Genomic DNA, 26,709 nt, shown 5'->3' on the forward strand with positions numbered 1-26,709 from the left:
GCCTCATGGCCATACTGCAGCGGCGCAAAGTGGCGTGTGCTGTACCCGCCCCGTCACCCTTCAGCATAAGCGTTGCGCCGGGCGGTTGCTTTGGCCACTATGTCGTGATGCGTTCAGCCCGGATATTGAAGCGTGCCCTTGCCAAAGTGTTTCCAATTGCAGGGGTGCGGATGCTTGAAGCCGAGCTTGAGGAATCGCGCAGGCAGAACCGGGAATATGCGGACCGGCTGGCCGCGCTTGACGAGCAGATCGTGTCGGCGCCGGACTGGATCTCGGCTCTTGGCCGCAATGCCCATTTCCTGAGCGAAACCAAATTCGCCGCAGCCTGGGACGTATCGGCAAAGGCGAACGAGGCGGGTTGGCCCGACGGTGTTCCGGATATCCGCTGGCGAGCGCATGTCGCCTTGTGGGCGGCAAGGAACGGCGCTTCGCTCGAGGGCGATTTCGTCGAGTGCGGGGTGCACACCGGCTTGCTGTCGCTGGTCATTTGTCATGCGATGGATTTCGCCGATCAGCCGCGACGTTTTTTTCTGTTCGACACCTTCGACGGCATTCCGCTGGACCGGCTGTCGCCGAGCGAACACGCGCGCGCGGAACACTTGAATGCCACATTGTATCGCGATGTCCACGATGTAGCGCAGCAGAACTTTTTCCCTTTTCCCAATGCCATTCTGGTCCGCGGCGTGTTGCCCGAAAGTCTGGAACAGGCCGAACTGGGAGCGATCGCCTATCTCTCAGTCGACTTGAACATGGCACCATCCGAACGCGCGGTAATCGAGGCGTTGTGGGACCGCATCGTGCCTGGCGCAGCCATCCTTATCGACGACTATGACTGGAAAGGTCACGAAGCGCAGCGGGATGTCTGGAACCGATTTGCGGCCGAGCGGCACCAGAATATCGCAACGCTACCCACCGGACAGGGCTTGATGATCAAGAGATAGCGCCCGGATCTGCCGCCGAAGCGCGCGGAATCTCAGACCTCGACGACAGGTTCACACTGCCCGTGTGGTCGATCCGGTCGATGCCGCACCGCCTGAACCAGTGGCCCTGCTCGTCCGCATTGGTGGCAACGGGATGCGACGCAATCCATCGGAGCGACGCCATTTGCTGCATGCGCTATTTCAGCTGCCGCTTCTCGAGCTTGCGGGCCAGGGTCCGGCGGTGCATCCCCAGCCTGCGCGCGGTCTCCGAAACGTTGAAATCGGTATCGACCAGTGTCTGGTGGATATGCTCCCATTCGACGGTCTTGATCGACGACTGACGCGCCTCGACCGACGCGCCGGCATCGCCCTCGGTGCGCGCAAAGGCTGCCTCGATATCGTCGGTGTTGGACGGCTTGGCGAGATAGTGATCGGCGCCAAGCTTGATCGCCTCGACCGCTGTGGCGATGCTGGCAAAGCCGGTCAGCACCACGATCCTGGCGCTGGGCGCTGCTGCGCGCACCGCCTGCACGCACGCCAGCCCGGAGACGCTGCCCGAAAGCTTGAGGTCGAGCACGGCATGGGTGGGAGCCAGGCCGCCCGCCAGCAGATCCTGCAGGCCATCGAAGCTCGATGCGGACTCGACCAGATAGCCGCGGCGCTCGAACGAACGGCGCAGGGTGCGGGCGAAGGTCTCGTCATCCTCGACGATCAGCAGATGGCGGTCGGCGCTCATGAGCGGTCTCCTGCGGGATAGGCGATGGCGGGCAAGGGCAGCAGCATGGTGATAACGGCTCCGCCCCCTTCCCGGTTGCTCGCATGGACCTCCCCGCCCATCTTGCGCATCACATTGACCAGCAGGAACAGCCCGAGGCCGCCGCCCGGTCGCCCCTTGGTCGATCGATAGGGCTGGCCGAGGCTTTCGAGAATCTCGTCCGGAAAGCCGGGGCCGCGGTCCATGATGCTCAGCGCCAGCGCATCACCCTTGCGTGCCGCCTCGATACCCACCCATTCGGGCGACACGTCGATGGCGTTGTCGATCACGTTGCCGATGACCTGGCGCAGCGCGGGGTCCGAAACGATGGCGATGTCCGCGCCGAAACGATCCTGATAGTCGAGCTCGGCAAGCCCGCGCGCGACGCGCCATTCACCGACGACGTCCTTGAGAAAGGTGCGCATGGTGGTGCGCTCGGGCGCCTCGCCGCGCGCCTCCCCGGCGGACATCAGGATACCGCTGACGATGGTCTTACAGCGGTGGACGGCGATTTCCATGTCGGTCAGATCGGCATCCAGATCCTTCACTACCTTGAGCTCGGGCATCGCGCGGAAGTCGTTGACCAGCACCGAAAGCGTCGCGAGCGGCGTGCCCAGCTCGTGTGCCGCACCCGATGCGAGCAGCCCCATGCGCACGATATGGTCCTCCTCCGCCGCACGCTGGCGGATCGCGGCGAGCGCAGCGTCACGCTCGCGCAGGTTGCGCGCAATCCGGGTCACGAAGGCGACCAGCAGCACCGCGATCAGCCCGAAGCAGACGAAACTACCCTGCAGGTACAGCCCGAATTCGTCATCCTGCAGATCGGGCGGCAGCGCCAGCGGCACCGAATCGGCAGCGAGGATCGCCAGCGCACACAGGGTCGCGACCACCATCAGCCACGACGCCGCCGGACGCAGCAGCATCGCTCCGATCACCACCTGCAGCAGGAACAGCGCGGCGAACGGGTTGGCCAAGCCCCCGGTGAAATGCAGCTGCCAGGTGAGTGCCGCGATATCGAACATCAGTGCGGCGAACAGCGCATATTCAAGCCCCGCCTCATGGCTGCGCAGCATGTAGAGCGTGCCGAGGTTGATCAGCACCAGCAGCAGGATCGCCGCGAGCAAAGGTGCCAGCGGAAGAGGGATTCCCATCGGTCCATCGACGAACAGGATGGTGAACAGCTGCCCGCCGACCGCCAGCCAGCGCAGCTGGATCAGCAGCGCCATGTTGCGGCGGACGGCATCGGTGACTTCTGGGGCGGACACAGGGATCATTGCCGCCGCCATATCATGATTGCGCCCCAGACGCAGCCGATCGCCAGCGCAAACCAGGTCAAAGCGTAAACCAGGTGGTTGTCGGAAAAGCGCACCACCGTCAGGCCGCCCACCGGATAGCCGCCGGGGTTGGCGGTGGTATCGGCATCGATGAAATAGGGGGCAGGCCTGGAAATGCCCTTTGCAGCGCTGATCGCGGCGACGTCGCGCGAATACCATTTGCCTTCAGCAGCATCGTTGCTGCGCAGAAACCCGCCATCCGGCTCGGTGATTCGGAGCAGCCCGGTGACGCGAACCGGGCCATCGGCATTGCCCGCCTGCCTGCTGGCGCCGGTTCGCCTGGACGAGGGCACGAAGCCCCGGTTGACCAGCACCGTGAAGGTTTTCCCCTCAAGCGGGGTCAGCACCCAATAGCCGCCGCCCAGATCGGTTACTGCCTGCACCAGCGTCTCGCGGTCATGCAGAAAGGTGCCGGTCAGCGTCACGCGGCGATAGGCATCGCGCTCGGCGCTGAGGTCGGGCCATTGTTCAGGCCCCGGTGCTTCGACCGGGCGGCCCTTGCTGCGCGTCTCGACCGCCTCGATCACCGCGTGCTTCCAGGCGCGCCGCTGCACCTGCCAGACGCCAAGCCCGATGCCCGCCAGCGCCATGACCAGCATCATGATCGCCAGCACGACCCGCGTGGCTGGCCGGCGCCCGGTCACGGCAGCTGGCTCGCCTCGTGCGTCATCGGCATCATGTTGGTGTTGAGATGGCTCATCACCCAGAGCGATCCGGACAGCATGATCCCGACCACGATGATCGTGAACACCAGCGAAGTGATCGTCCAGCCACCCTCTGCCTTGGGGCTCATGTGGAGGAAGTAGACCATGTGGACGATGATCTGCACCACCGCAAAACCCATGATCGTCACCGCCGTCACAGCAGGCGACAGGGTCCCGGTCATCACCAGCGCGAAGGGTATCGCGGTCAGGATGACCGACAGGCCGAAACCGGTGGCGTAATCGCGATAGCTTGCGTGCGGAATCTCGATGCCGTGATGATGATCATCGGCATGGTCAGACGTATCGGCGTGCAATGCAGGGTCCTCGGCAGTGGTGTTGGCGCTCATCACAGCATTCCCATCAGATAGACAAAGGTGAACACGCCGATCCAGATCACGTCGAGAAAGTGCCAGAACAGGCTGAGGCAGGCAACGCGGCGCTGGTTGGCGGGGTTGAGGCCATGGCGGCCAAGCTGGACGATCAGCGTCACCAGCCAGATCAGCCCAAAGGTCACGTGCAGCCCGTGCGTCCCAACCAAAGTGAAGAACGCCGAGAGGAACGCGCTGCGCTGCGGTGTTGCACCGATGTGGATCAGATGCGCGAACTCGTAAATCTCGATCGCGAGGAACGCCGCGCCGAACAAACCGGTGACCGCCAGCCACATCTGGGTGTGGCGGACATTGCTGCCCTGCATCGCGATCATCGCAAAGCCATAGGTGATCGACGAGAACAGGAGCATCGCGGTGTTGAGTGCGATCAGGTTGAGGTCGAACAGGTCCTTCGGCCCCGGCCCGGCAGCAAGGTTGCCGCCCAGCACGGCGTAACAGCCAAACAGGATTGCGAAGATGAGGCAGTCGCTCATCAGATAGATCCAGAAGCCCAGCATCGTGCTGTGCCCTTCGGGATGCGGATGCTCGTCGATCTCGTAATAGACCGGGGCTTCGCTCCCGGCAGCTATCGTGGTGCTGGCCATCGCTTATGCTCCTGCCGCTGACAGCTGGCGCACCCGCGCAGCCTCGGTCGCGGCGACCTCGGCAGCGGGGATATGGAAATCGCGGCTGTAGTTGAAGGTGTGGATGATCGCGGTCGCAATCAGGCCGAGGAAGCTTGCGCCTGCCAACCACCAGATGTGCCACACCAGCGCGAAACCGCACACAGTGCTGATGCCGGCCAGAATGATCCCTGCGCCGGTGTTGGCCGGCATGTGGATGTCCTTGTAGCCGTCCGCCGGATGCGCGACGCCTGCCCCCTTCATGTCGTACCAGGCATCGAGTGCATGGATGCGCGGGGTGAAGGCGAAGTTGTAGGCAGGCGGCGGCGAGCTGGTCGCCCATTCGAGCGTCCGGCCATCCCACGGGTCGCCCGTCGTCTCGGCAAGCGCTTCGCGCTTCCAGATGCTGACTGCGAACTGGATGAGCATCGCGGCGATGCCAGCGGCGATCATGAACGCACCCACGGCGGCGATCGCGAACCAGATCTGCAGGCTCGGATCATCGAACACCCGCATCCGGCGAGTCACCCCCATCAGGCCGAGCACATAAAGCGGCGCGAACGCGACCCAGAAGCCGGGGACCCAGCACCAGAAGCTGACCTTGCCCCAGAACTGGTTGAGCTTGAAGCCGAACGCCTTGGGCCACCAGTAGTTGATCGCCGCGAAGATGCCGAACAGTACGCCGCCGATGATCACGTTGTGGAAGTGCGCGATCAGGAACAGCGAGTTGTGCAGCACGAAGTCGGCAGGCGGCACCGCGAGCAGCACGCCGGTCATCCCGCCGATGGTGAAGGTGAGCATGAACGCCACCGTCCACATCATCGGCAGCTCGAAGCGGATGCGGCCACGGTACATCGTGAACAGCCAGTTGAAGAGCTTCGCGCCGGTCGGGATCGAGATGACCATGGTGGTGATGCCGAAGAAGCTGTTGACGCTCGCGCCCGAACCCATGGTGAAGAAGTGGTGCAGCCACACGACATAGCTCAGGATGGTGATCACCACCGTCGCATAGACCATCGAGGTATAGCCGAAGAGCTTCTTGCCCGAGAAGGTCGAGGTGACCTCGCTGAACACTCCGAACAGCGGCAGGATGAGGATGTACACCTCGGGGTGACCCCAGATCCAGATCAGGTTTACGTACATCATCGACGACCCGCCAAAGTCGTTGGTGAAGAAGTTGGTGCCGACATAGCGGTCGAGCGTCAGCAGGCCGAGCACCGCGGTGAGCACCGGGAAGGATGCGACGATCAGGATGTTGGCGCACAGCGAGGTCCAGGTGAAGATCGGCATCTTCATCAGGCCCATTCCCGGCGCGCGCATCTTGAGAATCGTGACGATCAGGTTGATGCCCGACAATGTCGTGCCAACCCCGGCGATCTGCAGCGCCCAGATATAGTAATCGACCCCGACACTGGGACTGTACGAAATTCCCGACAAGGGTGGATAGGCCAGCCAGCCGGTCGCGGCGAACTCACCGATGAACAAGGACGCCATCGTCAGAACAGCGCCTGCCGCGGTCATCCAGAAGCTGAAATTGTTGAGGAATGGGAACGACACGTCGCGCGCACCGATTTGAAGCGGCACGACATAGTTCATCAGCCCGGTGATGAACGGCATGGCGACGAAGAAGATCATGATCACGCCATGCGCGGTGAAGATCTGGTCGTAATGGTGCGAATTGAGGTATCCCTCGGACCCGCCGAACGCCATCACCTGCTGCAGTCGCATCATGATCGCATCGGCAAAGCCGCGCAGGAACATGACCAGGCCCAGGATCATGTACATGATCCCGATCTTCTTGTGGTCGACGGTGGTGAACCACTCCTTCCACAGATAGCTCCACAGCTTGTAGCGGGTGACCAGCGCAAACAGCCCGGCGCCGCCGATGATCACGACGACCATCGTGGCGAGCACGATCGGATCATGCGGCAGCGCGTTCCAGGACAGTTTGCCCAGCAGGAAGCTCGGCTCGGCGGCGGAGGTTGAGACGACGGCGTCGGTGGTCATGATGCGGGTTCCGTGATGCTGACCGGGGTAAGCGCCGGTCGCGCGGAGGCAGGCTTGTCTGAATCGAGCGCGGGCGAAAGCGCGCGGGTGCCGGGACGCGAGAGCCCTGCCCCGGTCAGTTCGGCCAGGTTGACGGGCTGGTCCTCGACCCGCGCGAGACTGGTACCGAGCAGCTCGGGGTTGGAGCAGTTTTCGGCGATATAGCGATCACTGGCGGTATCGCCGGTGCCGCGGGCGGCGAACTTGTCGTAGGAGAGCTGGCGGACATTGTAGAGCCCGGCGCGGCCCATTCCGCCGCGCTGATCGATCGCCATCATGTCGTGCATGCACATCTTGCCGGGCTCGACGCACATGTTGACGATCCGGTCGAAAAGCCCGGAATCGACCTGTGCGTAGCGGCGCACGGGCTCCTTTTCGCTGGGCCGTTCGAGCTTGAGATATGCCGCGCGGTCGAGCGTGGTGCCGCGAGCCTTGGCCTGTGCCGCCCAGCGTTCGAAGCCCGCCTCGGTCATGCTGCGCACCCCGAAGCGCATGTTGGAAAAGCCCGCGCCCGAATAATTGGCGGAGAATCCTTCATAGTTGCCGGTCTCGTTGAACACCGCGTGCAACTTGGTTTCCATGCCGGGCATCGCGTAGATCTGCCCGGCCATCGCGGGCACGTAGAAACTGTTCATCACCGACGAGGACGAGATGCGGAACTTGAGCGGGCGGCCTTCGGGCACGGCCAGTTCGTTGACCGTGGCGATGCCCTGTTCGGGATAGATGAACAGCCACTTCCAGTGCAGCGCGACGACCTGGACCTCGAGCGGCTTGACGTCTGCACCCACCGGCTGGCCCGGTGCGGTGCGGGCAAGCGGGCGATAGGGGTCGAGCAGATGCGTGCCGACCCAGGTCACGGCTCCCAAGCAGATGATGATCAGCAGCGGAACCGCCCAGATCAGCAGCTCAAGCTGGGTCGAATGATCCCAGTCGGGCTTGTAGGTCGCAGCGGTGTTGGCGGCGCGATACTTCCAGGCGAACCAGCCGGTCAGCGCCATGACGGGCACGATGATAATCAGCATCAGCAGGGTGGAGATAACGACGAGGTCGCCCTGCTGCCGGGCGACATCGCCCGCCGGATCGAGCACCACCATCCCGCATCCACCAAGCAGCGGGAGCAGGCTGAGGGCGGCCAGCATGGGGCGTGCGCGCATCGGCAATGAGGGGCTCTTCATGCCGTCTCATCTAGAGGGCCGGCGAAGGTGCGCACATAGGACATTTTGTCCAATGCAATGATCTGGATCAAAGATGCATAAGACCAGCGTCGATATTTGTGCGCTCACTTCAAGGATGAACCGTTATGGCGGCCAACACCGTCCCCACCACCGAGGCCGAGCGCGACGCGCGGGCGGTCAATGATGATGGCCACCCGGTCGGTCCTGGAGAAATCGCGATCGGTGTGGTCATCGGCCGCACATCGGAGTTCTTCGACTTCTTCGTCTACGCCATCGCCTCGGTGCTGGTGTTCCCCAAGCTGGTCTTCCCCTATCTGGGCGCGCTCGAAGGCACATTGTGGTCATTCGCGATCTTCGCGCTGGCCTTTGTCGCACGCCCGGCGGGAACGGCGATCTTCACCCTGGTCGACCAGGCCTATGGCCGCGGTGCCAAGCTCACCATCGCGCTGTTCCTGCTCGGCGGATCGACCGCGGCGATCGCCTTCCTGCCCGGCCATGCCTCGATCGGTATCGGATCGGCGCTGCTGCTCGCACTGTTCCGCATGGGCCAGGGCGTGGCGCTGGGAGGATCGTGGGACGGTCTCGCCTCGCTGCTCGCGCTCAACGCGCCCAAGGAGAAGCGCGGCTGGTATGCGATGATCCCGCAGCTGGGCGCACCGTTCGGGTTGATCGTCGCCAGCCTGCTGTTCGCTTTCCTGATCTCGGCGCTTCCGGCGGAAGACTTCCTCGCCTGGGGCTGGCGCTATCCTTTCTTCGTCGCCTTTGCGATCAACGTGGTCGCGCTGTTCGCGCGGCTGCGCATCGTGGTGACGCCGGAATATACCGAGCTGTTCAAGAACCAGACGCTGCAACCCGAACCGGTGCTGAGCACGATCCGCAACGAATGGCGGATCATCGTTCTCGGTGCCTTTGCCCCGCTTGCGAGCTTTGCGATGTTCCACATGGTGACAGTCTATCCGCTGAGCTACGTCTTCCTGTTCACCGAGGAATCGCCCGCGCGCTTCCTGCTGATCGAGGCGGCAGCAGCCGCTTTGGGAGTGTTTGCGATCCTCGCATCGGGCAAGCTGGCCGACAGCTATGGACGCCGTAACGTGCTCGCCGGCACTGCGGTCGCCATCGCCGCATTCAGCGGCTTTGCCCCGCAGCTGCTCGATGCCGGCGGCGCGGGCGAGGTCGCCTTCATGTTCGGCGGGTTCATCCTGCTTGGCCTCGCCTTCGGCCAGTCCTCGGGCGCTTTGTCGTCGTTCTTCCCGCTCAAGCACCGTTATACCGGATCGGCGCTGACGGCCGATCTCGCCTGGCTGTTCGGCGCAGGCTTTGCGCCGATGGTCGCATTGTGGCTGTCGGCCAATTACGGTCTGCTGGCGGCGGGCGGCTATCTGCTGTCGGGCGCACTGGCGACGCTGATCGCCTTGTGGTTCAACCGCGAACTCGGCAAGCAGCAATAGTCAGGGCCTTTACCCATGTTTCTCCGCTTCGATCCCTACTGGCCACCGATCGATCCGCCCCGGCGCGAGCCTGCGCGCAAGGCACCGCCGGTGCTGCTCGATGCACGCCAGCAGAAGCGGCTGATGCAGGCGATCGGCCTCAATGTGCTGCTGTTGCTCGTCGCTCCGATCGGCGGGGCGACCGTCATCGGCGGGCTGATCGCGTGGTGGGGCTAGAGGCCGGGCGCACCGGTGGGCGTTGAATTTTGCGGTGGATTTGGGCCGCATTCTCTGGTCTTAATCGCCCGATGAATTTGGCTCAAACCCTCGCTTCGCTTGTTCCTGCCGATACCGGCTGGACCGTCACCATCCCGGCCTGCTGGATGCAGGGGCGCACCGCCTATGGCGGACTCTCCTCTGCGCTTGCGCATCACGCCGCGCGGCTCGCCGTGCCCGATGCGCCGCCGCTACGGTCTGCGCAGGTTGCCTTTGTCGGCCCGCTGGCAGGCGAGGTCACGATCAGCTGCGATCTGCTGCGCCGGGGCCGCAACACCGCCTTTGTCGAGACCAAGATCCGCAGCGACGAAGGGCTCGGCTTCATCGGCACTTTTATCTTCATGAGCAAGCGCGAGAGCCGAATCGATTATGAGGGCGTGCACCGCCCCGATGTCGCTCCGCCGCCGGCAGAAGGATCGACCCGCAGCGGTCCGCCCGAATTCTTCACCTCGCAGATGGAGTATCCCGAAAAGCGCCTCGAACTGGGGATGAACACGCCCAGGCTTGCCAGCTGGCACCGCTTTGCCGAGCGCGACGGGCTCGATGCGATGACCGAGCTGCTGTGCATTGGCGATGGGCTGCCGCCGTCTGCTATGGGGCTCATGGACATCGCCGGACCGATCAGTTCGATGAACTGGCAGGTCAACATGCTGACCGATGCGCCGGAGACGGATAACGGCTGGTGGCTGCTCGAATCGGTGACGCACCATGCGCATCACGGTGCCTCGAGCCAGTATATGACCGTTTGGAACAGCAGGCTGGAACCGGTGATGGCCGCAATGCAGAGTGTGGCCTTGTTCGTCTGATCGCGCCGCTTCAATTGCTATAGAGTTCACTCAGGAGAGCACCTCATGAAGACCCGGATCACAGAGCTTTTCGGCATCCAGCACCCGATCATCCAGGGCGGCATGCACTATGTCGGCTTTGCCGAACTGGCCGCCGCGGTATCGAACGCAGGCGGGCTAGGCATCATCACCGGGCTCACCCAGAAGACGCCGGAAGAACTCGATGCCGAGATCAAGAAGTGCAAGGCGCTGACCGACAAGCCGTTCGGGGTCAACCTGACTTTCCTGCCCGTGCTCACCGCGCCGGATTATCCCGGCTATGTCCGCGTGATCATCGAAAACGGGGTGAAAGCGGTCGAGACTGCGGGCAATAACCCGCAAATGGTGCTGCCTTATCTCAAGGAAGCGGGCATCAAGGTCATCCACAAATGCACCAGCGTGCGCCATGCGCTCAAGGCGCAGTCGATTGGCTGCGATGCGGTGTCGGTCGACGGCTTCGAATGCGGCGGGCATCCGGGCGAGGACGATGTGCCCAACATGATCCTGCTGCCCCGCGCCGCAGACGAACTCGACATTCCGTTTGTCGCTTCGGGCGGTCAGGCCGATGCCCGCTCGCTGGTCGCGTCGCTGGCGATGGGAGCAGACGGAATCAACATGGGCACCCGCTTCATCGCCACGAAGGAAGCGCCGGTGCATGAGAACGTCAAGCAGGCCATCGTCGCTGCCTCCGAACTCGACACCCGCCTCGTCATGCGCCCGCTGCGCAACACCGAACGCGTGATGACCAACGCGGCGGTCGAAGAGCTGCTGGTGATCGAGCGCGAAAAGGGTGCAAACCTCCAGTTCACCGACATCATCGAGCAGGTCGCGGGCGTCTATCCGCGCATCATGATGGAAGGCGACATGGACGCTGGCGCATGGAGCTGCGGCATGGTCGCAGGACTCATCCACGACATTCCGACGTGCAAGGAGCTGATCGACCGGATCATATCCGAGGCGGAGACGATTATCCGCGGTCGGTTGGAAGGCATGCTGGCGGGGTGACCGCCTCTCCCCTCCCGCTTGCGGGAGGGGTGGCTGAGCCGCAGGCGAAGACGGGGTGGGCCTGATGTTTGCGCCGGTTCAGGCCCACCCCGGTTCAGCAAGCTGAACCTGCCCCTCCCGCAAGCCGGAAGGGAGAGGCTTTAGCGCGTCAGCTTCTTGTAACTCATCCGCGTCGGGCGATCGGCTTCGTCGCCCAGCCTGCGGCGCTTGTCTTCTTCATAGCTTTCGAAGTTGCCTTCGAACCATTCGACATGGCTGTTGCCTTCGAACGCCAGGATGTGCGTGCACAGGCGATCGAGGAAGAAGCGGTCATGGCTGATGACCACCGCGCAGCCGGCAAAGCTTTCGAGCGCTTCCTCGAGTGCGCGCAGTGTCTCGACGTCGAGATCGTTGGTCGGTTCGTCGAGCAGCAGCACGTTGCCGCCCTCCTTGAGCATCTTGGCCATATGGACACGGTTGCGTTCACCGCCCGAGAGCTGGCCGACCTTCTTCTGCTGGTCCTGACCCTTGAAGTTGAACGCACCGACATAAGCGCGGGTAGGCACGTCGTGCTTGCCCAGCTTGAAGAAATCGAGCCCGTCGGAGATTTCTTCCCAGACATTGTGGTTCGGGTCGAGATCGTCGCGGCTCTGGTCGACATAGCCGAGCTTGACCGTATCGCCGATCGCGATCGTCCCGCTGTCGGGCTCTTCCTTGCCGGTGATCAGCTTGAACAAGGTCGATTTGCCCGCGCCGTTGGCGCCGATCACACCGACGATGCCGCCCGGGGGCAGCGTGAACGACAGGTCCTCGAACAGCAATTTGTCGCCATAGGCCTTGGTCAGGCCATGCGCCTCGATCACCTTGCCGCCGAGACGTGCGGGCGTCTGGATGACGATCTGCGCCTTGCCGGGGCTGCGGTTTTCCTGCGCCTCGACCAGTTCGTCAAACGCACGAATACGCGCCTTGGACTTGGTCTGACGTGCCTTGGGGGTCTGCCGGATCCACGCGAGCTCGTCCTGGATCGCCTTCTGGCGGCCCTCGTCCTCGCGCGATTCCTGCTGGAGCCGCTGCGCCTTCTTGTCGAGATAGGTCGAGTAGTTGCCTTCGTAGACGAAGTATTTTCCGCGATCGAGCTCGAGGATCCAGTTCACGACATTGTCGAGGAAATAGCGGTCATGGGTGACGAGGATCACGTTGCCCGGATAATCGACCAGATGCCGCTCCAGCCACGAGACGCTTTCGGCGTCGAGGTGGTTGGTGGGTTCGTCGAGCAGCAGGATGCCGGGCTTTTCGAGCAGCAGGCGGCACAAGGCCACGCGGCGCTTTTCACCACCCGACAGGTTCGCGACATCGGCATCGCCGGGCGGGCAGCGCAGGGCCTCCATCGCGATCTCGAGCTGGTTGTCGAGCGTCCAGCCATCGACCGCGTCGATCTTTTCCTGCAGCGTGCCCATCTCTTCCATCAGGGCGTCGAAATCCGCGTCCTCCGGCGGGTCGGCCATCAGGTTGCTGATCTCGTCAAAGCGCTCGACCAGATCGGCGACCGGGCGCACCCCGTCCATCACGTTCTGCTTGACCGTCTTGGTGGGGTCGAGTTCGGGCTCCTGCGCCAGATAGCCGACGGTGACGCCCTCGCCCGGCCACGCTTCACCGGTGTACTCCTTGTCGAGCCCGGCCATCACCTTCATCAGCGTCGACTTGCCCGATCCGTTGGGGCCGACGATGCCGATCTTGGCGTCCGAATAGAATTGCAGGTGGATGCCATTGAGCACCGGCTTGTTGGCGCCGGGGAAGGTCTTGGTCAGACCCTTCATGACGTAGGAATATTGTGCGGCCATGCTGAGAAACGCCCTTTGTGGAAAATGGCAGGATTTGACCCGCGCCTTAGCGGCCACGCAGCTTACGGGCAAGACAGCATTGGGCGGGCAGGTTGGCGGAGAGGCAGCATGGCATTGGCAAAGCGCACAAGGCTGGTTAAGCCGTTACCCCATGAACATGCGCATCCTTGCGGCACTGGCCGCGCTCACCCTGCCCTTCCCCCTTATCGCCCAGCAAAGCCCGGCCCATGACCCTGCCGCGCTCCAGCAAAAGGCGCTGGGGGACAATACCGCTTATGGCATCGTCGAAGATCTCACCACCGAGATCGGCCCGCGGCTCGCAGGCACCGAACGCGAGGCGGCGGCGCGCGCCTGGGCCGTGACGCGGCTCAAGGCGATGGGCTTTGCCAATGTGCGTATCGAACCTTTCGACATGAAGACCTGGGTGCGCGGCATCGAAACCGCCGAGGTCACCGGCCCCTATAGCGGCAAGATGCACATCTCGGCGCTGGGCAATTCGGCCAGCACCGGCGAAAAGGGGCTCGAGGCCGAGGTCGTCTATTTCCGCACGCTGGCGGATTTGGGCGCTGCACCTGCGGGCAGCCTGAAGGGCAAGATCGCCTTTGTCAGCCACAAGATGACCAAAACGCAAAACGGCGCCAGCTATGGCCAGTTCGGCGGGGTGCGGCGGATTGGCCCCAGCCTGGCCTCGGAAAAAGGCGCAGCGGCGATCATCATCCGGTCGGTCGGCACCGATTATCATCGCAACCCGCACACCGGTGGCACCAGCTTTGGCGAGAAGGGCGTTCCCATTCCGGCAGCGGCACTCTCGATCCCAGACGCGGAGAATCTCGAGCGCATGATCGCGCGCGCCTCCAAAAAGGGCGAGGCGGTGCGGATGAAGCTGGTCCTCACCCCGCGCCAGATCGGCACCACCCAGTCCGGCAACGTGATTGCCGAGGTGCCGGGCAGCGATCCGGCGGCGGGCATGATCCTGATCGGCGGGCATCTCGACAGCTGGGATCTGGGCACCGGAGCGATCGATGACGGCGCAGGCGTCGCGATCAGCGCCGCCGCGGCCAAGATGATCATGGACGCGGGCACGCCGAAGCGCACCATTCGTGTCGTATGGTGGGGCGCTGAAGAGGTCGGCATTTTCGGCGGTCGTGCTTATGCGGAAAAGCACGGCGCAGCAGGCCATGCGCTGGCGATGGAATCAGACTTCGGCGCCGACCGTATCTGGCAGGTCGATTTCCGGCTGCCGGAAGGCACCGATGATCTGCAGACCCGCATCGCCAACGCGCTTGCCCCCTTGGGCGTCGGGCGCGGCCGCGATGTTGCCGGTGGCGGGCCCGATCACGGCCCGATCGTCGCGCTGGGGGTCAATGCGATCGACCTGCAGCAGGACGGCACCGACTATTTCGACCTCCACCACACCCCCGACGATACGCTTGACAAGATCGACCCCAAGGCGATGCAGCAGAATGTCGCAGCCTGGGTGACGGTATTGGGGATCGTGGCGAATGATCCCGCAGATCTGCTGCCAAAGGCGAAAGTCGCGGAATGAAATCTCTTCGTCATTCCCTCGCAAGCGGGCCCCCCGCGTGCGCGGGGGTGACGAAAAGAGCGTCCGATTTCCCCTCGTTACACCTTGCGACAACATTTCATGAAAATGAGCGCAGCATTCGCAACCCATTCAGATAACCAAGCGTATTCCTGAACATGTCCAGAGCGGTTCCCCCATGCTCCGGCCATGACAGGAGTTACGATTATGAAGATGCTCTCCAAGACCCTGATAGGGACCCTGATGCTGGCGACCACACTGCCTGTCGCCACCGTTCCCGCTTTCGCGCAGTCGCGTGGCGAGGTGGTTCGTTCCGAACGCGACGTGCGCCAGGAGCAGCGTGAACTGCAGCGCGAACGCCGCGATGTGCAGGACGCCCGCCGCTATGGCAACGCGCGTGATGTTCGCGAAGAACGCCGCGATGTGCGCGAACAGCGCCGCGACGTCCAGGAAGCCCGCCGCGAATATCGCGAGGATCTGCGCGACTATCGCCAGTATCGCGGCACCAACCGTCAGGCGTTCCGTGGCCAGAACTTCCGCGCGAACTTCCGCTATCAGCAGTTCCGCCCCGGCGTTCGCATCGCACCGAACTATTTCGGCCAGCGCTATGTCGTGAACAACTATCGCAACTATCGTCTGCCCAATCCGGGCGCGCGGCAGGCGTGGGTGCGGCACTATAACGACATGCTGCTGGTGAATCAGCGCAATGGCACGGTCATCCGCGTCATCCCCAATTTCTACTGGTAAGTCCTTTCGCCGGTAGAATGACGGTCCGCCCATCGCTTGGCCCAAGCGATGGGCGGGCCTGATTCCGTCAGGGCGCGCCGGCACCCCAGATTTCGTCCTGCCGCACCCAGCCCGCGCGGCGATCGACAGCAAACTCGCACCATCCGGCCTCGCAATCACCCAGCTCGCCAACGACGCCGGGCTGCGCGCGCCACATCAGCTTGGCGCTGTCCTGCGGCGCGGCGCGGATCGCGCTCACACTGCCCTGCACGATCGCGGTGCGCTTGCGGCTAAGCATGTTGGAGTGCATCCAGCCCGTCCAGCCATCGGGATCCTGGATCTGCCGCCACGTGCCATAGCGCTTGACCACCTTGACCGGCAGGTTCTTGCGCCGGAACACCCATTCGATCTGATAGCTTGCCATCGGCCCGGCGCGGGCAAATGCCTCGTCGCGCTGGATCGACGCCCAATACGGGACTTCGACCTCTGCCTGCGCCTGCACGGGGCTGCCTCCCGGCATCACGACAGCCGCCACCATGCCGCCAAGCACAAGCGCCTTGAACCATGATGTCCGCATATCCCTGTCCCCAGCCCATGGCCCGGGCAAGACGCCCGGCCGAAATTCGCCCCCTGCCCCGCTTACCGGAAAAAACGCCCCGCAAGCAAGTGCTGCAGCTTGACCTTTGCCCGGGTTGCGGCATAGCAAAAACATGCCTGCAAACGCCTCTTCCCAGCCGTCAGCCCCGCAGCATGCACCCGGCGCGCGCCCGCGCGTTGTCGTGACACGCAAGCTCGCTCCCTCGGTCGAAGCGCGCATGGCCGAACTGTTCGATGTTGTCCTGAATGAGAACGATCACGCCTTCAGCCGCGACGAACTTGCTGCAGCAATGGCCGATTGCGATGCGCTGGTACCCACGGTCACCGATGCGCTCGATGCCCAGCTGATCGCGGGTGCCGGAGATCGCCTGAAACTGCTGGCGAATTTTGGTGCCGGGGTCGATCATATCGATCTCAAGGCCGCGCGCGCCAAGGGCATCATCATCACCAACACGCCGGGGGTGTTCACCGACGATACCGCCGACATGACGATGGCGCTGATCCTGTCGGTACCGCGCCGGCTCGCCGAGGGCGAGAAGCTCGTGCGTTCCGGCGAATGGGACGGCTGGAGCCCATCCGGCATGCTCGGTCACCGAATCGGCGGCAAGCAGCTTGGCATCGTCGGCATGGGCCGGATCGGCCAGGCCGTGGCGCATCGCGCGCGCGGTTTCGGCATGGACGTGCGCTATCACAACCGCCGCCGCCTGCCCGAGAGCCTCGAGCAGATGCTCGGCGCGAGCTTCGAGCCCGATCTCGATGCGCTGGTCGCCCAGTCTGACATCATCACGCTTCACTGTCCGCGCAGCCCCGAAACCCGCGGGTTGATCGACGCAAGGCGCATCGGCCTGATGAAGCCCAGCGCCTATCTGATCAACACCGCGCGCGGCGAGATCGTCGACGAGGCAGCTTTGATCGATGCCCTGGAAGCCGGCAGGATCGCAGGCGCCGGGCTGGATGTGTACACCCACGAGCCACAGGTCGATCCGCGGCTGCTCGCGTTGAAGAACGTCGTGCTGCTGCCGCATGTCGGCAGCGCCACCTTCGAAGGGCGCCGCGTCGCCGGCGAGAAGGTCATCGCCAATATCCGCTTCTGGTTCGATGGCCATCGCCCGCCCGATCAGGTGCTCGAAGGCTGGATGTAGTTCGCGCCGCAGCGGCCGCTCGATGCGCGCCGCCGCATGTCAGCGTTAATCGATTGTTTGCCAAACTGCTGCACATTCTGCCCAAACATCGAGCCGGTGTGCACGGCGGTTACGGGAATCGGAAAGTTCAAGGCATGATCGCAAGGCTGGCACGCGCCGCAGTTGTTTCAGCAGCTTTGCTGGCGGCCCCCGCATGGGCGGCGCCGGGCGTCATCGATATGGCCGCGATCGATCCGGCGGATTCGGGCGATACCGCCTTTGTCCTGATATCTGCGGTGCTGGTGATGCTGTTTGCCCTGCCCGGGGTACTGTTGATGCAGGCTGGCCGGGGAACCTCGCGGGCAGTTCAGCCGGTGTTCCTGCAGGGCGCGGCGATCGCAGCGCTGGTGTCGCTGCTGTGGGTTGTGGTCGGCTACACGCTGGCGTTCGGAGATGCAGGCGGCGGGGTAATCGGGGGCGGAAATGCCTGGATGCTGATCGCTCTGGGCAATGTCCGCTTTGGCACCGCTGTTCCTGAAAGCGCGTTCGTTCTGTTCCAGATCGCCGGGGCCATGCTGGCTGCGCTGCTGGTCGCGGGTGCCTGGGTCGGGCGCGCCCGCTTTGGCTGGGCGCTGGCCTTTGGCGGACTGTGGAGCCTGATCGTCTACGCGCCGGTCGCGCACTGGATCTGGGGCGGCGGCTGGCTGTTCGGATTTGGCGTGCTCGATTTCGCAGGCGGCATCGCACTGCACTTTTGCGCAGGCATTTCCGCACTGGTCGCGGCACTCATCATCGGACGGCGCGCCGGGTGGCAGGGCGCCGAGATGGCTCCGCACAATCCAACACTGGTGCTGGCAGGCGCAGCCCTGCTGTTCGTCGGCAACTTTGCATTGGCCGGTGGCTGGACGCTGGCCGCCACCGACGATGCCAGCAGCGCGATCATCAACGCGCATGTCGCAGCAAGCGTCAGCGGCCTTGTCTGGCTGCTGATCGAAAAGCTGCGCACGGGCAGCGTCTCCGCCTTGGGACTGGTCAGCGGACTTACCGCAGGCATCGCCGCGATTGCGCCCGCTGCCGGATTGGTGTCTCCGGGCGCTGCCATCCTGATCGGCCTGATCGCCGCGCCCGCCTGCTATTTCGTGCTGCGCTTCGTCACCGAGACGCTGGCCATCGACGACAGCAACCACGCATTTGCTCTGCACGGCGTCGGCGGCCTGATCGGCGCGCTGCTGGTGGCGCTGTTCACGAGCGCGAGCTTCGGCGGAATCGGCTATCCCGATGGCGGCGGCTTTGGCGGCCAGCTACTGGCGCAGTTGATCGGCCTGGGCGCGGTGGCGATGTGGTCGATCCTGGGCACGCTGATCGTCGGCTATGGCATCGCGATGGCCATCCCAATGCGCATATCCAAGGCGGAAGAGACCGGCGAGGCGGTTGTTGCCGCCCCTCTGACGGAGCCGCAGACGGACCCGGTGGCTATTCCGACAGAGCCCAGCCTTCCGGCCTGATCACTCTTCGCCCATCCTGAGCGCCGCGATAAAGGCTTCCTGCGGGATGCTGACCGAACCGTACTCGCGCATCCGCTTCTTGCCTTCCTTCTGCTTGTCGAGCAGCTTCTTCTTGCGGCTGATGTCGCCGCCATAGCATTTGGCGGTCACGTCCTTGCGCATCGCGGCGATGGTTTCGCGCGCGATCACCTTGCCGCCGATCGCCGCCTGAATCGGGATCTTGAACAGGTGGCGCGGGATCAGGTCCTTCAGCCGCTCGCACATGCCGCGACCGCGCGATTCGGCGGTGCCACGGTGGACGATCATGCTCAGCGCATCGACGGGTTCGGCGTTGACCATGATCGACATCTTGACGAGGTCGCCTTCGCGATAGCCGATCTGGTGGTAATCGAACGACGCATAGCCGCGGCTGATCGACTTCAAGCGGTCGTAGAAATCGAACACCACCTCGTTGAGCGGCAATTCGTACGTCACCTGTGCGCGTCCGCCGACATAGGTCAGGTTCTTCTGAATACCGCGCCTGTCCTGGCAGAGCTTGAGGATGCTGCCGAGATACTCGTCTGGGCAATAGATCACCGCCTCGATCCACGGCTCCTGGATTTCGTCGATCTTGGTCGGATCGGGCATGTCCGCGGGATTGTGCAGCTCGATCTCGCCGCCACCATAGGTCAGCTGGATCTTGTAGACCACCGACGGTGCTGTGGTGATGAGGTCGAGGTCGTACTCGCGGGTCAGACGTTCCTGGATGATCTCCAGATGCAGCAGGCCGAGGAAACCGCAGCGGAAGCCGAAGCCCAATGCCGCGCTCGATTCCATCTCGAAGCTGAACGATGCGTCGTTGAGCCGCAGCTTGGAGATTGAGTCGCGCAATTTGTCGAAGTCGTTTGCATCGACCGGGAACAACCCGCAGAACACCACCGGCTGCACTTCCTTGAACCCCGGCAGCGGGGCAGCTGCGGGGTTCTTCACCGTGGTAATCGTGTCGCCGACGCGAGTCTGGCTGATGTCCTTGATCTGCGCAGTGATGAAGCCGATCTCGCCGGCTGCCAGCTCGGGCAGCGTCTCGATCTTGGGGCGCATGCAGCCGACACGGTCGACCAGATGCTCGGTCCCGCCGGCCATGAACTTGATGTTCTGGCCCTTCTTGATCACGCCGTTGACGACGCGCACCAGAATGACGACGCCAAGGTACGGATCGTACCAGCTGTCGACCAGCATCGCCTCGAGCGGCGCGTCGCGGTCACCCTTGGGCGGGGGGATCTTCCTGACGATCTGCTCGAGAATTTCCTCGATGCCGATGCCCGACTTGGCGCTGGCCAACACGGCTTCGGAGGCATCGAGACCGATGATGTCCTCGATCTCCTTCTTCACCTTTTCGGGCTCTGCGGCCGGCAGATCGATCTTGTTGATGACCGGCAGGATCTCGTGATCATGCTCGATCGACTGATAGACGTTCGCCAGCGTCTGCGCCTCGACCCCCTGTGCGGCGTCTACGACGAGCAGCGCGCCTTCGCACGCGGCGAGCGAGCGCGACACCTCATAGGCGAAGTCGACGTGCCCCGGCGTGTCCATCAGATTCAGCTCGTACAGCTGCCCGTCCTTGGCGGTGTAGTTCAGCCGCACGGTCTGCGCCTTGATGGTGATCCCGCGCTCTTTTTCGATGTCCATGTTGTCCAGCACCTGTGCGGACATTTCGCGTTCGGACAGCCCCCCGGTCTGCTGGATCAGCCGGTCGGCCAGGGTCGATTTGCCATGGTCGATATGCGCGATGATGGAGAAATTTCGGATGTGCTTGAGTTCGGTCATGTCCGCGCGATTAGCAGGAGCTTGCCCCAGTGTCAGCAGGGAAAGCACCGACCGGGGCGCTGTTGCTCCATTGTCACAACCTCGCAGAAAGATGAACCTCCTATGAAGCGAATGTTGCAACTTGGTGGCGAGGGCGAATAGCCTTGCCACATAAACAGGGACTTCGGCGCGCCACAGAACGACGCCGGGACCTGGCAGGGGAACAGGGCCAGGCGCTTTCAGCGCCCGGAAATATGCACGCACCGATATGGTTCGGTGTGCGATCTCGCCTGTAAAATGGCTTGGGGGTATTCATGTCAAAAGCAAATCTACATTCGAATTTCGTCTCTCTGCCGGCGATGGCGACCGCGCTAGCGATCAGCGCCCTGATCAGCCCTGCCGCATTCGTTTAGAGTTTCGGACGCCGTGAGGCGTCGGAAAGTCGACGGTGCCCGAACCCGCGGTCGTCAGGTGCTGATGTCTATGGGGATTTCGATTTTGGGCTTGTGGGAGCAGCGGTGGGTGCTGCCGATAAGCGGACGGAACTGAAAGCGGACTGGCTGCTTTTGGGGTGACGAGCGGGTTGCCGTAAATCGGACCGTCCGATTTTGGAGGGCGCAGGTCTGCTTTTGGTGGGTGATGGCGCAGTGCTCTGTGCTCCCCGAAGCACGGTCGCTTCGGGGCCGGTTGAAGGCAGGCCGTGCCGGGTCACGACGATGTTCTCCCGGATGCGTTGACAGGATGCGGTGGTGCGCGCGGCTGATATCTGCGCTCGAAAGTCTCGATGATGACCATGCTGCCACCGCAGCACGGGCACGGTGGCCGATGGTCCGGCGGATCGACAGCCGTGTCATCGATGGCAGGTGGCGCAACCGCCAGCAGTCGGCGGGCGTGTTCGAGATGGGCCTTGCGGGTCGCACCGGCCAGCAGCCCGTAATGGCGTATCCGGTGGAACCCGCGTGGCAGGTTGTGCAGCAGGAAGCGACGGATGAACTCGTCGGCGCCTAAGGTCATGTCCTGCTGGCGCTGCGCGCCATTGCGGCGATAATCCTTGTAGCGGAACGTGACGCCTTCACTGTCGAAGCGGAGGATGCGGCTGTTCGAGATGGCGACGCGGTGGGTATAGCGCGCCAGATAGGCGAGCACCGCCTCAGGTCCTGCAAAGGGCGGCTTGGCATAGACCACCCAGCGCTTTCTGCGGACCGGTGACAGATGACGCAGAAAGGCCCGCCGCTCGGCGAGATGCGCCAGGCTGCCGAAGAACCCGAGCTTGCCGGCATCGTGGAGCGCGATCAGCCGCGTGAGGAACAGGCGGCGGAACAGGGCGCCCAGGACACGGACGGGCAGAAGAAAGGCCGGGCGCGCAGATATCCAGCGCTCGCCATCACGCGCGATACCGCCGCCGGGCACGATCATATGGACATGCGGATGATGGGTAAGCGCCGAGCCCCAGGTGTGGAGTACAGCGGTAATGCCGATACGTGCGCCCAGATGCCTGGGGTCGGCGGCGATGGTCAGCATCGTCTGGGAGGCGGCCTTGAACAGCAGGTCATAGAGCAGCGCCTTGTTGTGGAACGCAATGGCGCTGACCTGTGCCGGGAGCGTGAACACGACGTGGAAATAGCCCACCGGCAACAGGTCGGCCTCGCGCTCGGCCAGCCAGGTACGCGCGGCTGCTCCCTGGCACTTGGGGCAATGCCGGTTGCGACAGCTGTTATAGGCGATCCGCCAATGCCCGCAGTCTGTGCAGGCTTCGACGTGACCGCCCATTGTAGCGGTGCGGCAATGCTCGACGGCCGACATGATCTTGAGCTGGTGCAGGCTCAGATGCCCGGCATGGGCAATGCGATAGCCAGGCCCTGCAACGCGGAAGATGTCGGCCACCTCTATGGAGGTGCGCACCGGGCCTCAGCCGTCGGGCACCTGCGCGGTGGATGAGGTCAAGGCCAGCCTGTCGAGCGGACTGATCACCGCTCGCATCGTCTTGGTTGCCACCTGTGTGTAGAAAGCGGTGGTGTTAAGCTTGGCATGGCCCAGCAACGCCTGGATGACGCGGATATCGACCCCGTCCTCCAGCAGATGGGTGGCGAAGCTGTGCCGCAAGGTGTGCGGGCCGACCCGCCTTGTGATGTCCGCTGCCTCGGCTGCCTCGACGACGACGCGATACAGCTGCCGGGTGCTGATCGGCAGCAGCGCGCTTCTGCCTGGGAAAAGCCAGCTGTCTGCATGCAACACGCCCTGTTGTCGTCCGGCGCGCCACCACTCGCGCAGCAGCACGAGCAGGCCTTCGGGCAGCATGGCGTTGCGATATCGGCCACCCTTGCCACGCTCGATACGCAGCACCATGCGCTTGCTGTCGATGTCGCGCACCTTGAGCGCCGAGACCTCGCCGACGCGCAGTCCCGCGCCATAGGCAACCGACAGCGCTGCCTGATGCTTGAGGCAGGTCGTGGCCTCCAGCAACCGCTTCACCTCGTCCTGGGTCAGCACCACGGGGATCTTGCGGGCGTGCGAAGTGCGCACCAGCTTGCGCGCCAGATCGGGCCGATCCAGCGTGTGGGTGAAGAAGAACCGCAGCGCTGCAACTATGCTGTTCATCGTCGGCACCGGAACGCCGGTCTCGCGTTGGTCGATCTGGAAGCGCCGCAGATCCTCTGCAGTTGCCGTGTGCGGCGAGCGTCCCAGCCATGTGGCGAAACGTCCAACATCGCGGATATAGTTGCGCTGCGTCTCGCGGCTGAAGCGCCGCATGTTCATGTCCTCGATCAACCGCTGGCGCAGCGGGCTGACCGTACCGATCGCTATAAGCTCGTTCATCGTTCGACTCCTCAGGTTGAAGGAGTCGAAATGGTCTGCCCACCACGGACACTGTTCAATCCAGGCGCTGCGCCCGCGCCGTCAGCTTAGCTTCACCCCAAACACCACTCCCGCGAAGCGGGTTCGTGCACCGCTCAGGATGTTCAGGAACAGGTCGAAGCGACCGCAGAGGCCACCGAAGGCACCATCGTGGTCACCGGCAGCCGCCTGTCTCGTGATGCAAATGCCACAGCACCGTTGCCGATCAGCACCGTGACTGCAGAGGCACTCGCAGCAGCGGGCAACTCCGATCCCACGGCAACGCTGCGCCAGATCCCCGCGCTGATCTCCTCGGGCACGGTCGCTGACTCGATCGAACGCGGCGGCGGCGGCATCGGCCAGGCCACGCTCAACCTGCGCCAGCTTGGCTCCAACCGCACCCTGGTAGTCGTGGACGGCTATCGCCACGTTTCGGGCGTTGCCGGCCAGCAGACCGTCGACGTGTCGACCATCCCGGCAGCACTGATCGAGCGCGTCGAAGTGCTCACCGGCGGCGCATCGGCGATCTATGGCGCGGACGCGGTCACCGGCGTGGTCAACTATGTGCTCAAGAAGGATTTCGAAGGCATCGCACTCGACGGCTTTGCCAGCATGGCATCGCAGGGCGCGGGCGGCAGCTACCGGCTTGACGGCACGATCGGGCACAACTTCGGCGACGGCCGCGGTAACATCACTTTCTCGGCCGGCTATGCCAAGGACCTCGAAGTGCTGTTCGGCCAGCGTGACTTCACCCGTGACAACGGCCGCGGCAACAACAGCACCACGTATGCCAACCCCGATCGTCGCTTCCAGCGCGGCGATATCAGCGCCGCTGCGACGCCCAACTTCGCAACGCGGTTCTCGCAGGCCGCCGGGCGCTTCCCGATCGGTTTTGCCATCCCCACCGCGGCCCAGTTCGCCACCCAGTTCCCCGGGCGCACGCCGACCGCAGCCGAACAGGCGCTGATCGACCGCGCGGCGAACGCACCTTTGTTCGTCATCGGAGCCGATCCCAAGTTCGCGATCAGCTCGGGCCAGGGCCTGATTTTCCGCAACGATTTCGGTTTCTTCAATGCCGACATCAATCGCAACGGCGTGAACGACTGCCGCGAAAGCTATATCGGCCTCACCGGCTTTGGCGGCGGCGGCTGCTATGTCTCGACCCCCGGCGGCGGCGTGAAGATCTTCGAAGACGGCGTCATTTCGACCGGGTCCAACCAGTTCGGTGGCGATGGCGCGGTCGAACGCACCAACGAAACCTCGCTGATCCCCGAAAGCGAGCGCATCTTCGCGAACCTGCGCGCGAACTACGAGTTCTCGCCTGCAGCCAATGTGTTCATCGACGCCAAATATGCGCGCAACACCACCATTTCGCGCAACAACTACAACACCTTCTACGACAGCCTGCTGATCTTCCCCGACAACCCGTTCATTCCGGCGGTGCTGCAGGCGGATGCGAACCAGGCAGGCGGTCTGCGCGTCAGCCGTGACTTCCTCGATCTTGGTCCCAACATCCAGCGGGCCAAGCGCGAAACCTATCGCATCGTCGGCGGTCTGACCGGTGATATCACCGATCACCTGAAGTACGAACTGGTCGGCAACTACGGCCGCACCGATAGCCAGGTGACCCAGGGCAACACGGTACGGTACGACCGCCTGTTCGCTGCGATCGACGTGGTGCGTGGCCCCAACGGCCAGCCGATCTGCCGGTCGGACATCAGTGGCGTTCCGCATCCGGGCAGCGAAATCTTCCCGGTGATTGCACCCGGCTTCTTCACCTTCCGTCCCGGCGATGGCCAGTGCCGCCCGGCCAACATTCTGGCAGGGCAGAATTCGGTCAGCGCAGAAGCGGTGAACTTCATCACGACGCCCACCACCGACCGCTTCCGGCTTGAGCAGATCGTGTTCACCGGCCTCGTCAGCGGCGATACCGGCGGCTTCTTCAATCTGCCCGGCGGTGCGATCCAGTTCGCGGTCGGCGGCGAGTACCGCAAGGAAAAGTCGCGTTCGCGGTTCAGCGATCTCGAGCTTGGCCTGCTTCCCGAAGGCTCGCCCGCAGGTCCGGCGGGTGCGTTCATCGGCGATATCTCTGACAACCAGTCGCTGATCTTCGACGCCCAGACCCGCACCTTCAATGCCGGCGGATCTTTCGACGTGATCGAGGCATTCGGTGAAATCTCGATCCCGATCCTCAAGGACACGCCGTTCTTCCACGAGCTGACCGTGGGTGGCGCAGCGCGCTATTCGGATTATTCGACGGTCGGAAGCGCGTTTACCTGGAACGTGAACGGCATCTGGGCACCGATCCCTGATATCCGCTTCCGCGGCACCTATTCGCGCGCCATTCGCGCACCGAATATCGCCGAACTGTTCGATCCGGCGCAGGGTGCGACCTTCCGTCCGGCAGATCCGTGCGATCTGATCAACCAGTCGGCCACGCCCAACCGCCTGCCCAACTGCATCGCGGCAGCCACCGCGCTGGGGATCGCCAACCCCACGACCTTCCTCGCCAACTACAACGATCCGCTGACCGCGCGTTTCTCCGGAACCAGCGGCGGAAATCCCAACCTGACCGAGGAAACCGCCACGACCTTCACCGTCGGTGGCGTGCTGCAGCCGCGCTTCCTGCCCGGCCTGACCGTGTCGGTCGATTACTACTCGATCAAGATCGAGGACGCGATCGCAGCGGTCACCGCGCAGGACATCGTCAACACCTGCTATGACAACACCACCTTCCCCAACCAGTTCTGCGACCTGTTCACGCGCAACGGACCTGGCTCGGGACCGACGACCTTCGGGTTCAACTTCCTGCGCCAGACCCAGCTCAACTTCGGCAAGATCGAAACCGCAGGCATCGATGCCTCGCTCGATTACCGCTTCTCGATTGGCGGCAGCAACATTGCGCTGAACATCGCGGCCAACTGGACCGACAAGGTCAACCGGTTCTTCGATCCGGTCGATACCACGCTGGTCAATCCCGGCCTCAACGAACTCGGCGCGCCCGAATGGTCAGGCGTGGGATCGGTGACCTACAACCGCGGACGGTTCACGCTGAACTATTCGCTGCAATATGTCGGCAAGCAGGCGGCCGCATCGGTGATCCAGATCGAGCGTATCCAGACCGAGTTCGGTCCGGCAGGCTTCGCTCCGGAATACTGGCTGCATAACATCGCTGCCAGCTTTGACGTCGCGGAGAACTTCACGATCACCGCGGGCATCAACAACGTGTCCGACCGCGAACCGTACCTGGCAAGCTCTGCCTATCCGGTCAGCGGCATCGGCCGGACCTTCTTCATGGCGGCGGGCGCCAAGTTCTGATCG

22 protein-coding genes are annotated in these 26,709 nt (G+C 63.6%); 10 read left to right on the forward strand and 12 right to left on the reverse strand.

What is annotated here, in order from left to right:
• The first annotated feature begins 5 nt into the window (after nt 1–5).
• Nucleotides 6–941, forward strand: coding sequence for a TylF/MycF/NovP-related O-methyltransferase (locus tag B5J99_RS15520; RefSeq protein ID WP_117352901.1), 936 nt, complete (start codon nt 6–8; stop codon nt 939–941).
• Nucleotides 942–1,116: 175 nt separating this feature from the next.
• Here B5J99_RS15520 and B5J99_RS15525 read toward each other — a convergent pair whose 3' ends face one another.
• From B5J99_RS15525 to cyoA, 7 genes are read right to left on the reverse strand one after another with little or no spacing between them, the layout of a single operon-like run.
• A complete protein-coding gene (locus B5J99_RS15525; RefSeq protein ID WP_117352902.1) occupies nt 1,117–1,656 on the reverse strand; it encodes a response regulator transcription factor in 540 nt (179 codons plus the stop codon).
• A complete protein-coding gene (locus tag B5J99_RS15530; RefSeq protein ID WP_117353551.1) occupies nt 1,653–2,948 on the reverse strand; it encodes an ATP-binding protein in 1,296 nt (431 codons plus the stop codon). The genes B5J99_RS15525 and B5J99_RS15530 overlap by 4 nt, the downstream gene beginning before the upstream one ends.
• Nucleotides 2,945–3,652 (reverse strand): SURF1 family protein, encoded by a 708-nt coding sequence (locus B5J99_RS15535; protein ID WP_425456409.1) that lies wholly within the window; start codon nt 3,650–3,652, stop codon nt 2,945–2,947. The genes B5J99_RS15530 and B5J99_RS15535 overlap by 4 nt, the downstream gene beginning before the upstream one ends.
• Nucleotides 3,649–4,059 carry a cytochrome o ubiquinol oxidase subunit IV gene (cyoD, locus tag B5J99_RS15540; protein ID WP_117352903.1) on the reverse strand — a complete coding sequence of 137 codons (411 nt, stop codon included), beginning with the start codon at nt 4,057–4,059 and terminating at the stop codon, nt 3,649–3,651. The genes B5J99_RS15535 and cyoD overlap by 4 nt, the downstream gene beginning before the upstream one ends.
• Nucleotides 4,059–4,685, reverse strand: a complete 627-nt coding sequence (gene cyoC, locus B5J99_RS15545) for a cytochrome o ubiquinol oxidase subunit III (RefSeq protein ID WP_117352904.1) — start codon at nt 4,683–4,685, stop codon at nt 4,059–4,061. Before cyoC ends, cyoD begins: the two co-directional genes overlap by 1 nt.
• Before the next feature lie 3 nt (nt 4,686–4,688).
• Complete coding sequence (cyoB, locus tag B5J99_RS15550; protein WP_117352905.1) at nt 4,689–6,710, reverse strand: cytochrome o ubiquinol oxidase subunit I; 2,022 nt, start codon at nt 6,708–6,710, stop codon at nt 4,689–4,691.
• Nucleotides 6,707–7,903 carry a ubiquinol oxidase subunit II gene (gene cyoA, locus B5J99_RS15555; protein ID WP_425456410.1) on the reverse strand — a complete coding sequence of 399 codons (1,197 nt, stop codon included), beginning with the start codon at nt 7,901–7,903 and terminating at the stop codon, nt 6,707–6,709. Before cyoA ends, cyoB begins: the two co-directional genes overlap by 4 nt.
• Before the next feature lie 146 nt (nt 7,904–8,049).
• On the opposite strand from cyoA, the gene B5J99_RS15560 reads away from it, so the two are divergent.
• The 4 genes from B5J99_RS15560 (at nt 8,050) to B5J99_RS15575 (ending at nt 11,456) form a co-directional block, all read left to right on the forward strand.
• The gene (locus tag B5J99_RS15560) at nt 8,050–9,372 is read left to right on the forward strand and encodes an MFS transporter (protein ID WP_069050119.1); all 1,323 of its coding nucleotides are present in this window, start codon (nt 8,050–8,052) and stop codon (nt 9,370–9,372) included.
• A gap of 15 nt (nt 9,373–9,387) precedes the next feature.
• A complete protein-coding gene (locus B5J99_RS15565; protein ID WP_117352907.1) occupies nt 9,388–9,588 on the forward strand; it encodes a hypothetical protein in 201 nt (66 codons plus the stop codon).
• A 71-nt stretch (nt 9,589–9,659) separates the two neighbouring features.
• Complete coding sequence (locus B5J99_RS15570; RefSeq protein WP_117352908.1) at nt 9,660–10,433, forward strand: thioesterase family protein; 774 nt, start codon at nt 9,660–9,662, stop codon at nt 10,431–10,433.
• 45 nt (nt 10,434–10,478) lie between these two features.
• On the forward strand, nt 10,479–11,456 hold the full coding sequence (locus tag B5J99_RS15575; protein ID WP_117352909.1) for an NAD(P)H-dependent flavin oxidoreductase: 978 nt from the start codon (nt 10,479–10,481) through the stop codon (nt 11,454–11,456).
• 140 nt (nt 11,457–11,596) lie between these two features.
• On the opposite strand, the gene ettA is transcribed toward B5J99_RS15575, so the two are convergent.
• Nucleotides 11,597–13,276, reverse strand: a complete 1,680-nt coding sequence (gene ettA, locus B5J99_RS15580; protein ID WP_054135950.1) for an energy-dependent translational throttle protein EttA — start codon at nt 13,274–13,276, stop codon at nt 11,597–11,599.
• A 151-nt stretch (nt 13,277–13,427) separates the two neighbouring features.
• Here ettA and B5J99_RS15585 point away from each other — a divergent pair, with 151 nt between their 5' ends.
• Together B5J99_RS15585 and B5J99_RS15590 are read left to right on the forward strand one after the other, a co-directional pair.
• Nucleotides 13,428–14,822: a M20/M25/M40 family metallo-hydrolase gene (locus tag B5J99_RS15585; RefSeq protein ID WP_054135951.1), complete on the forward strand. Its 1,395-nt coding sequence runs from the start codon at nt 13,428–13,430 to the stop codon at nt 14,820–14,822.
• Nucleotides 14,823–15,026: 204 nt separating this feature from the next.
• A complete protein-coding gene (locus B5J99_RS15590) occupies nt 15,027–15,566 on the forward strand; it encodes an RcnB family protein (protein ID WP_231684080.1) in 540 nt (179 codons plus the stop codon).
• A 67-nt stretch (nt 15,567–15,633) separates the two neighbouring features.
• Here the strand turns inward: B5J99_RS15590 and B5J99_RS15595 are convergent, their stop codons facing one another.
• Complete coding sequence (locus B5J99_RS15595) at nt 15,634–16,122, reverse strand: SH3 domain-containing protein (RefSeq protein ID WP_083231355.1); 489 nt, start codon at nt 16,120–16,122, stop codon at nt 15,634–15,636.
• Nucleotides 16,123–16,255: 133 nt separating this feature from the next.
• On the opposite strand from B5J99_RS15595, the gene B5J99_RS15600 reads away from it, so the two are divergent.
• A complete protein-coding gene (locus B5J99_RS15600) occupies nt 16,256–17,284 on the forward strand; it encodes a 2-hydroxyacid dehydrogenase (protein ID WP_117352910.1) in 1,029 nt (342 codons plus the stop codon).
• 134 nt (nt 17,285–17,418) lie between these two features.
• On the forward strand, nt 17,419–18,768 hold the full coding sequence (locus B5J99_RS15605; RefSeq protein WP_117352911.1) for an ammonium transporter: 1,350 nt from the start codon (nt 17,419–17,421) through the stop codon (nt 18,766–18,768).
• Here B5J99_RS15605 and lepA read toward each other — a convergent pair whose 3' ends face one another.
• From lepA to B5J99_RS15620, 3 genes are all read right to left on the reverse strand, one after another.
• Nucleotides 18,769–20,574: a translation elongation factor 4 gene (lepA, locus tag B5J99_RS15610; protein ID WP_117352912.1), complete on the reverse strand. Its 1,806-nt coding sequence runs from the start codon at nt 20,572–20,574 to the stop codon at nt 18,769–18,771.
• 687 nt (nt 20,575–21,261) lie between these two features.
• Entirely contained in the window at nt 21,262–22,455 is a 1,194-nt protein-coding gene (locus B5J99_RS15615; RefSeq protein WP_117351966.1) for an IS91 family transposase, read from the reverse strand.
• 6 nt (nt 22,456–22,461) lie between these two features.
• A complete protein-coding gene (locus B5J99_RS15620) occupies nt 22,462–23,370 on the reverse strand; it encodes a tyrosine-type recombinase/integrase (protein ID WP_117351965.1) in 909 nt (302 codons plus the stop codon).
• Nucleotides 23,371–23,607: 237 nt separating this feature from the next.
• Here B5J99_RS15620 and B5J99_RS15625 point away from each other — a divergent pair, with 237 nt between their 5' ends.
• A complete protein-coding gene (locus tag B5J99_RS15625) occupies nt 23,608–26,706 on the forward strand; it encodes a TonB-dependent receptor domain-containing protein (RefSeq protein WP_245991651.1) in 3,099 nt (1,032 codons plus the stop codon).
• Nucleotides 26,707–26,709: the final 3 nt, after the last annotated feature.

The organism is Blastomonas fulva, from assembly GCF_003431825.1.
Taxonomy (GTDB): Bacteria; Pseudomonadota; Alphaproteobacteria; order Sphingomonadales; family Sphingomonadaceae; genus Blastomonas; species Blastomonas fulva.